Source organism: Rhodospirillaceae bacterium (genome assembly GCA_018660465.1).
Taxonomy (GTDB): domain Bacteria; phylum Pseudomonadota; class Alphaproteobacteria; order Rhodospirillales; family JABJKH01; genus JABJKH01.
Genome location: JABJKH010000025.1, coordinates 19,624 through 27,440, shown reverse-complemented (window position 1 = coordinate 27,440; position 7,817 = coordinate 19,624). Strand labels below are relative to the sequence as shown.

The window sequence follows — 7,817 nt, the reverse complement described above, 5'->3', positions numbered from 1 at the left end:
GACCCTAAGGGGACATATGCACCATCGCAACCCATTACGATACCGAGCTTCCTCCACTCCCATCACCCACCAACGAGAACGGTGCCCAGAAAATTAGATGGGTAAAATAGATAGCTATAGAAAAACTTAGATTACCTAGCATCTGGTGCCTTGGAGGCAGATATTTCATTTTTAGTTTCACTTCTCAGAAGCAAGATAATGCCAATCATAATAACAGCGGCACCAATCCAACTCCATATCTGAGGGACCTCCCCAAAGATAATATAACCAACTGCTGCGGCCCAAATTAAACGTAAAAATCCTGCTGGTTCTACAAGTGTAACATCGCCTTCTTTGAAGGACTGGGCTTGGATGATGTGCGCAAGACTTCCAATAGAACCAGCAGTAATTAGCCAAAACCAAATTTCTGATGTGGGCCACGTCCATACAAAAACAGCCGGTACAAATGAAATAAAGGTGAGAGTAAGACTCATGTAAGCAACAATAGTTGGTGGACGTTCTGAACGTGTGAGAGATTTTGTCATAAGCTTGGATATAGCCGTGAAAATTGCGCCGCAAAGAACCACCCAAGTGCCGAAATCAATTTCTTTAAATCCTGGGCGCAGGATTAGAAGCATGCCAAGCAAACCAATACCGATGGAGACCCAACGCATAAGTATTGATCGCTCATTCAAAAATAAAATGGCTCCAATAGAGGCAAATATTGGCATAATAAAACTAAGTGCCGTTGCATCGGCTAGTGGCATGACCGTTATTGCCCAAAACCACGTCATCATTGCGGCTGCGTGCATACTTCCACGGCAGATGTGATACATCGGTCTTTGCGTTTTTAATTCTTTAAAGCCAACGCGTATAAAAAATGGCAATAAAGCAATTAAACCGAATACATTGCGAAAAAAGACAATCTCAAATGGATGCATGCCCTGTGCATTAATAATTTTCACGATGGCATCTAGACACGCAAGAATTCCAACAGAAAGGCTCATCAAACAAAAGGCGCGAAAACTCTTTGAGACTTTGGGCATATTGTTAAAATTCCAAGGCGACGGAGCAAATCAAGACGTGTTGGTGGATATTTTTGGCAAAGTCTAACAATTCAGAAGATACTAAGTCTATCAACCCTTCACATAACCGCTTGTTGTACTAACCCTCTTTCCACAATCTATCTGGGATTTCTAAATGCGAAGATTGCTAATTATCCCTGTTTTGTTTCTAACCTTAATGGGTGAGAATCCTGCGTGGGGGAAATGGAAAAAGATCACTGAAAAGGAGAACGGAACCTCTTATGTTGAATTTAAAAGCATCCGACAAAACGGTGGGTATGTCTATTTTTGGCAAATGATTAATTATAAAAAACCTTCACGTTTGGGCGACATGTCGGCCAACATTCACAACCAAGGTGATTGTAAATCATTTAGGATTAAGGGGTTGAGTTGGCTGTTTTACAAAGAACCGATGGGCAAGGGAGCCCCGAACAATCGATTGGGTTGGACATGGTACAAAAATCCAACAAATGGTAAAGACTCCGTACTTAAAGACCCTTCTCACGAATGGGTAAGCCCACCCCCAAAATCAATGGACGAAACCGTCTTAAAGTCCGTCTGTGCTTTCGTGAGAAATAAATAGATTAGGTTTTCGCGGATAGGAATGCACTTATTTGATCAATATCATGGATTTAGTCACGTTGAGCGGGGCATTGGCTGCCTTTCTGGTGCGGAGATGCTATCAATGATGTCTACGTCTCTTGGTCGCGAGAACTTCCGCTTATGGCCAGGAAGCGACATTTCACACATTACCCAATAACGTCCGCATTTGGTGGGCGAAGCGGACATTCAAGGTCTGCAATGATTAAAATTGAGAATAAAAAGAAACCAGCTCTATTTAAGGAATTCCAATGGGAAGGTTTAACATTTCGCTGGAAATAATCGAAACAAAATTTGTCTCTCATCCTTCCTATTCATGCACCACTTTCTCTGTAACCTATTGATCTATAATGACCATAATAGCGCTTAAAAGTAATGCAGGCCGTTGATTTTAAAGGGAAGTTATAAAACGGATCAGGTTCGAAGGGTCCAGAAATCGCCATCTCAGCCCCAAACGGGCGCTCCTCGGAACTTAGGCATTGTGGCGGCATGGGGTGGGGGGCAAGGGGGTGGCATATTTATCATCGCCCAACAATGACCTCATTTCTGCGCTTACTAGATGGGCTGGTTCTCGAGGTTCAATTAGACTTGCAGCACTGGGAAAATTACGAAAATGGGGCCTATAACGATCATACGGGTATGGCGGGGCGAATTGGCCTTGTGGAAAACATTTTGGCTGTTTGGCGTGGGTGGTGGTCTTCTATTTGGACTGCCAATTTTTGGAGCATTGTTGGCCTTAACGGATGTACCGGACGATCATACGGCTTCAATATTCCTATTCGCGCTCGGTTTTCTGTTCGTTTATCTTGCCTGGATTTTCGTAGGCATTTGGAGGTCAGCTAATAAATACCAGGGCGATCCAGCTTGGGCGGTGTTGGCCAAGATAGTCGTTGCGGCAGAATCCCTAAAAACAATTCTTCTGATTTCCGCTGTTTTGTTTCCAGATATTGTTTGAAGCAAAAGCCGACCAAAGCCCAATGGAATGGCGGACGATTAATACCCACCCCGTCGAACATTTTTATTAAAGGCAGCCAGGGAATTGGCCAATTGTTCCTTTTTTGATTCTGCCATTTCGAATTCTACCGCGGCACCGCCGTCGTAGGCGCGGACGACGTTGCCTTTGACGGGACCAACACCTTGGACGTGCATGTCGACAAAGGCGTTGTTGTGCATGGGGATGTCGATGCGGACGGAGGCACCACTCCCTGAGATATCGTCCAGGGAGCCTTCTTGCTCCCAGACAGAACCATCGGCTCCGCCTTTTACACGAACTTTGCGATTATCCGCATAGCGCGGATAGCGGCGGAGGTTATTTTGAACCGGTGATACAGACACGACGTTCTATCCTGTCCTAGTTTCTGTGAAAGGACAGCATAGACGGTTAAATCCAAAGATTCAGTAAAGGTTTGATTTAGGCGTTAAATTCTAAAATCGCGATGAAAAAGCCATCGGTTTCAGTTTTAGCGGGGCTAAGTCGTAAATAAGGGCCGGGGCCCGGAAAGGGCATCGATGAAATTTTGGGCCAGGATTGTTCGGCACTTATGACTTTAAAACCAGGAGTCGCGGCCAAGAAGCTCTCAATCTGGTTCTCGCCTTCGCTCGCCAGCAGGGAACAGGTCACATAAATCAACCGCCCGCCAGATTTCACCAACACAGCCGCTTGGCGCAGGATTTCTGTTTGTTGGGTTACGTAAGCTTCCAAATCTTTTGGGCGCAGCCGCCACTTGGCCAGCGGGTCCCGCCGCCACGTGCCTGAGCCACTGCAGGGCGCATCGACCAGAACTCGGTCATAGCCACTTTGATGTTCGGCAAACCAGTCTTCGCCTTCCTGTCCCAATACATGGGAACGAACGATCTCAGCCCCGGACCGGGTCAATCGTGCCCCCATCTGTGAGAGTCGCTTAGCGGAAACATCGCAGGCATCGACAAGGCCTTGACCGTTCATCGTGGCCGCGAGCGCGAGCGCCTTACCACCGGCCCCTGCACAAACATCAGCGACTGCCATACCAGGCTGGGCATCGCAGAGCAGGCTGGCAATTTGTGAGCCTTCGTCTTGGATTTCAAAATCACCCTTTTTAAAAGCGTCTGTGTTTTGAAGCCCTGTCGGGACAGGCAACCTCAACCCCAAGGGCGAATAGGGGGTTGGGATGGCTTCAAGGCCTTGCTTCGACAAGGTTTCTTGGACCGTGGCCCTGTCGGCTTTCAATGTATTAATTCTTAAATCGACGGGTGCCGGCTGATTGAGCGCCTCCAACTCGTTTGCAGCTTCATCCCCAAGCGATGCCCTAAGATCTGCCGAAAGCCACGGCGGGACTTCTAGGGCAATATCTGCTGGCATGTTGGGTGAGGTGAGGGAGATATCCTTCGCCGCGAGCGCTTGTTCGGCCTCATTCAGAACAGCGGGGGAATGCCCCTCTCCTGAAAATAGTGCTTCGACCTCTGCCTCCTCATCCGCGCAGAGATCAGCAATCAGCCGCGCGCGAGAGGAAAGTTTTAGGCCCGCATTCCCGACCCACCATTCCAACCGTGCGCGATGCCTTAAAACTTCATACGTGCGATCCGAAATGGCACGACGGTCTTTCGAACCCGCGTATCGCCGCTGGCGGAAATACGCATTAATGACGACGCTGGTCGCTTCTCGAGTCTTATCAAGAAGGTCCAAAAGTTCGATGGTGGCAGCGACGCGGGCACCCGGAGTCATAAACGTTAGGACCCGACCCGGTAATTGGGCGGCTCACGGGTGATGGTGATGTCGTGAACGTGACTTTCGCTCAAGCCTGCCGAAGTGATTTTGCGGAACTGGCAGTTATTCTGCATTGCTTCAACGGTCGCATTCCCCGTGTAGCCCATAGCCGCACGCAAGCCGCCAACCAATTGATGGACGACATTGGTTGCAGGCCCCTTGTAAGGAACTTGGCCTTCAACGCCTTCGGGGACGTATTTGAGATTATCGGAGACTTCTTCCTGGAAATAACGGTCCGCAGAACCCCTGGCCATGGCGCCCAACGACCCCATGCCCCGATACGCTTTGTACGACCGTCCTTGGTAAAGATAAACCTCGCCTGGGCTTTCTTCAGTCCCAGCCAACAGTGAGCCGATCATGGTGCAGTCGGCACCGGCGGCGATGGCCTTCGCGATGTCACCGGAGAACTTGATGCCGCCGTCCGCGATGACAGGTGTATCAAGTTTACGGCAAACTTCAGCAACTTCCATGATGGCAGACAACTGCGGCATGCCGACACCTGCGACCATGCGTGTGGTACAGATCGTGCCAGGGCCAATTCCCACCTTAACGCAATCAGCACCTGCATCGATCAAGGCCTTGGCAGCGTCTGGGGTCGCAATGTTGCCGGCGATAACCTGAGCATGGTTGCTAATTTTTTTAATCGCATCGACAGCCTTCATGACGCCGGCTGAATGGCCGTGCGCCGTATCGACAACAATCACATCAACTTCCGCATCTAATAATGCCTGAGAACGTTCGAGCCCAGCATCACCAACGCCGGTGGCTGCGGCGACGCGAAGTCTGCCCTGTTCATCCTTACAGGCATCGGGGAAGTCTTCCGCTTTTTCCATATCTTTGACCGTGATCAGGCCGGTGCAGCGTTCATCGTCGTCAACGACAATTAGCTTTTCAATGCGGTGCTGGTGCAACAGGTGCTTGGCTTCATCCAAATCAACGCCTTCGCGAACCGTAACCAAGGGCTTGTCAGCAGTGTGCGGGGTCATCAGTTCGCTTACGGGTTGGCCAGGGTTTTCTGCAAATCGGACGTCTCGGTTGGTCAGGATCCCAACCAACTTGCCAGACCCGTTTTCTACCACTGGGATGCCGGAAATGTTGTGGGTCTTCTTAATTTGTAGCGCATCAGCCAGTTTGGCTTCGGGATGAATGGTGATTGGATCAACCACCATGCCAGATTCAAAGCGTTTAACCTTGCGGACTTCGTCAGCCTGCTCCGCAGGCGTGAAATTTTTATGAATTACGCCGATGCCGCCAGCTTGGGCCATGGCGATTGCCAATCGATTCTCCGTCACCGTATCCATGGCAGCGGACAGCAGGGGAATGCCCAGCGTAATTGTGCGGGTTAAGCGGGTAGAAGTGGAAGTTTGGGCTGGAAGAACGCTTGATTCGGCAGGAACCAAGAGGACATCGTCAAAGGTAAGCGCCTCGGTGATATTCATGTCACCTCCTAGTTCCTGAGTTGACGCCGGATCATACACATCCCCGGACTAATGCCAAGGCGGATTTATAGAGCTTCTAAGGATTTCCCTTAAACCCTATCGCCACGACATACATCTCCGCCGAATCTTTTCGGCTAGACGGGGGTTTGGCATGTAGAACTTTGGCGAATCGTCGTTTCATTTCAGCCAGTAGTTTGTGCTCCGTGCCGCCTTGCAGGACCTTGGCGATAAACACGCCTTTCGGGGCAAGGACTTCATAGGAAAATGCCAAGGCAGTCTCACACAGATCCATAATTCGCACATGATCAGTCTTGGTATGTCCGGTGGATGGGGCGGCCATATCGCTCATGACCACGTCTGCGGGACCGTTCAGGGCTTCGATCAAAAGCGCTGGGGCCCCCTCATCCATAAAGTCACCTTGGAGGACAGTGGCACCGGGGACATCATCCATCTCAGAAATATCCAACGAGACCACACATCCGGAGCTTGTTTCTGACTTAGCTCGGGCGACGGCGACTTGGCTCCAGCCGCCAGGGGCCGCGCCGAGATCGAGAATTCGCTTACCGCGGCTTAGGAAATGAAAGCGGTCGTCTAACTCCAGAAGCTTAAAAGCAGCACGAGAGCGATAGCCAAGGCGCTGTGCTTCCTGGACATAAGGGTCATTGAGCTGGCGTTTTAGCCAATTGGTGGAAGACGTTTTCCGGCCTTTTGCAGATTTAACCCGTGTGGTAATGCCGCGGCTGTCAGATCCCCGAACTTTGCCACCTTTGGATTTGCCTTTTTGGTTCATGTGTCCTGATTGATCATACGATTCAAGAGGCCTTCGCGGATACCGCGGTCGGCGACTTTGATATTTCCCACCGGCCAGCGCTTGCATATAGCGCTTAGAACAGCACATCCCATGACCACAAGATCAGCACGTTCCCGTCCAATACACGGATGTTTGGCACGGTCCGCGCAATCCATATCGGCCAAGCGGGTGCTGATGCTGGCGATGTTCTCGCACCCAAGGTTGAGCCCGTCAACCTTCGAACGATCATAGCGTGGCAGATCAAGATGAACGGCCCCAAGGGTCGTTACGGTTCCCGACGTCCCCAGCATTTGCACGTTGCCATTTTTAATCTCGCGCGAGATATCATGACGCTCATCGAAGGCGTTCAGTTCGTCGGCGAAGTGAGAGCCGATTTCGGCAAAGGCCGACTGTCCAATAGCGCCGGAACCAAACTGTTCAGCGAGTGAAACTACCCCAGAAGGCACAGATATGGCATCGATCATCGTTGTGCCACCTTGTGGGTCTTGTTTAACCCACATGAGTTCCGTGCTGCCACCGCCGATGTCGAAGACCACGGCATAGGGAATTTTAGAATCAAGCAGGCTGTAACAGCCTTCGAGGGTCAGCCGCGCCTCTTCATCCGATGAAATGGTTTCAAGGGTCAGCCCCGTTTCGGCTTTAACCTTTTGCAAGAACTCATCGCCATTGCCCGCTTGTCGGCAGGCTTCTGTTGCAACGTTACGAGTCTCGATAACTCCGTTGGCAGTAATTTTGTCGGCGCAGACTCTTAAGGCACCGATGGTCCTGTCTATGGCGTTGCCTCCCAAGTTTCCCGATGCGGTCAGGCCTTCGCCTAATCGGACAATTCGGGAAAACGAATCGACCACGCGAAATCCTGCGCCATTTGGCCTTGCAACAAGCAATCGGCAGTTATGAGTTCCGAGATCCAACGCAGCATATGCGGGCGCTTGGGGGCCGTGGCGGTTGTTTGATTGTCTCGACGCCGCGTGCCGCACGTTCTTTCCCCTATCCTCACATATTATATTTGTTGAATACTGGCGTTTCTTGAGGGGCGTGTGCAAGGAAAACTGAACAAATTTCACATGAATGTGTCGTAAGAGGCATGAAGTTTCAATATATTCATGCTCTGAAGCCTTCCAATCTGGACTTGTTTTCCTACCCTATGCATGGCTAATAAAGTTGAGAATTTCATACTTAAA

Annotated in this window: 8 protein-coding genes; 2 read left to right on the top strand and 6 right to left on the bottom strand. The window is 50.3% G+C overall.

Annotated elements, in window-relative coordinates; genetic code table 11:
• Window positions 1–131: 131 nt before the first annotated feature.
• Window positions 132–1,025, bottom strand: a complete 894-nt coding sequence (locus HOM51_04900) for a DMT family transporter (GenBank protein ID MBT5033838.1) — start codon at window positions 1,023–1,025, stop codon at window positions 132–134.
• A 163-nt stretch (window positions 1,026–1,188) separates the two neighbouring features.
• Here HOM51_04900 and HOM51_04895 point away from each other — a divergent pair, with 163 nt between their 5' ends.
• Together HOM51_04895 and HOM51_04890 are read left to right on the top strand one after the other, a co-directional pair.
• Window positions 1,189–1,626 carry a hypothetical protein gene (locus HOM51_04895; GenBank protein MBT5033837.1) on the top strand — a complete coding sequence of 146 codons (438 nt, stop codon included), beginning with the start codon at window positions 1,189–1,191 and terminating at the stop codon, window positions 1,624–1,626.
• A gap of 630 nt (window positions 1,627–2,256) precedes the next feature.
• Window positions 2,257–2,598 (top strand): hypothetical protein, encoded by a 342-nt coding sequence (locus HOM51_04890; GenBank protein MBT5033836.1) that lies wholly within the window; start codon window positions 2,257–2,259, stop codon window positions 2,596–2,598.
• Between the two features lie 38 nt (window positions 2,599–2,636).
• Here the strand turns inward: HOM51_04890 and HOM51_04885 are convergent, their stop codons facing one another.
• From HOM51_04885 to HOM51_04865, 5 genes are all read right to left on the bottom strand, one after another.
• Window positions 2,637–2,978 carry a PilZ domain-containing protein gene (locus tag HOM51_04885; protein MBT5033835.1) on the bottom strand — a complete coding sequence of 114 codons (342 nt, stop codon included), beginning with the start codon at window positions 2,976–2,978 and terminating at the stop codon, window positions 2,637–2,639.
• 76 nt (window positions 2,979–3,054) lie between these two features.
• On the bottom strand, window positions 3,055–4,344 hold the full coding sequence (locus HOM51_04880) for an RsmB/NOP family class I SAM-dependent RNA methyltransferase (GenBank protein MBT5033834.1): 1,290 nt from the start codon (window positions 4,342–4,344) through the stop codon (window positions 3,055–3,057).
• A gap of 5 nt (window positions 4,345–4,349) precedes the next feature.
• Window positions 4,350–5,825 (bottom strand): IMP dehydrogenase, encoded by a 1,476-nt coding sequence (guaB, locus tag HOM51_04875; protein ID MBT5033833.1) that lies wholly within the window; start codon window positions 5,823–5,825, stop codon window positions 4,350–4,352.
• Window positions 5,826–5,901: 76 nt separating this feature from the next.
• Window positions 5,902–6,615, bottom strand: coding sequence for an RlmE family RNA methyltransferase (locus tag HOM51_04870; GenBank protein MBT5033832.1), 714 nt, complete (start codon window positions 6,613–6,615; stop codon window positions 5,902–5,904).
• Entirely contained in the window at window positions 6,612–7,613 is a 1,002-nt protein-coding gene (locus HOM51_04865; protein MBT5033831.1) for a Ppx/GppA family phosphatase, read from the bottom strand. The genes HOM51_04870 and HOM51_04865 overlap by 4 nt, the downstream gene beginning before the upstream one ends.
• Between the last annotated feature and the right edge of the window lie 204 nt (window positions 7,614–7,817).

Bases quoted from the DNA above. Each gene is read 5' to 3' on its own strand.
- HOM51_04900 (MBT5033838.1), bottom strand. From the start codon at position 1,025: ATGCCCAAAGTCTCAAAGAGTTTTCGCGCCTTTTGTTTGATGAGCCTT.
- HOM51_04890 (MBT5033836.1), top strand. From the start codon at position 2,257: ATGGGGCCTATAACGATCATACGGGTATGGCGGGGCGAATTGGCCTTG.
- HOM51_04880 (MBT5033834.1), bottom strand. From the start codon at position 4,344: ATGACTCCGGGTGCCCGCGTCGCTGCCACCATCGAACTTTTGGACCTT.
- guaB (MBT5033833.1), bottom strand. From the start codon at position 5,825: ATGAATATCACCGAGGCGCTTACCTTTGACGATGTCCTCTTGGTTCCT.
- HOM51_04870 (MBT5033832.1), bottom strand. From the start codon at position 6,615: ATGAACCAAAAAGGCAAATCCAAAGGTGGCAAAGTTCGGGGATCTGAC.